The organism is Megasphaera sp. AF13-6AC, assembly GCF_027685385.1.
Taxonomy (GTDB): domain Bacteria; phylum Bacillota; class Negativicutes; order Veillonellales; family Megasphaeraceae; genus Megasphaera; species Megasphaera micronuciformis.
In genome coordinates, this window is sequence record NZ_JAQCUN010000162.1 from 1 (window position 1) to 355 (window position 355).

Consider the following 355-nt stretch of genomic DNA (forward strand, 5'->3'; position numbering starts at 1 on the left):
TGAAGTTGGCGGCGACGGATATTCGTATAGAAGCGCCCATTCCCGGTAAGGCCGCCGTGGGCATTGAAGTGCCGAATAAGAAGGTTACGCCTGTGTGCCTGCGCGATGTTCTCGATACGGATGTTTTTAAGAACTCCGTAGGCGGTGTGCCCGTAGCCTTAGGTAAGGATATTGCCGGTACGCCTATTGTAGCCGACTTGACGAAGATGCCCCATATGCTCGTTGCCGGGTCTACAGGATCGGGTAAGAGCGTGTGCATTAATACCCTTATTTCCAGTATTCTCTTTAAGCAACGGCCGGAAGACGTAAAGTTGATTCTCGTCGATCCGAAAGTTGTCGAATTGTCCAACTATAA

General features: G+C 50.4%; 1 protein-coding gene. It reads left to right on the forward strand.

The window, feature by feature from the left end:
• Window positions 1-355, forward strand: a 355-nt coding sequence (locus PGX78_RS07555; RefSeq protein WP_270446272.1) for a DNA translocase FtsK, incomplete at both ends; no start/stop codon positions are given.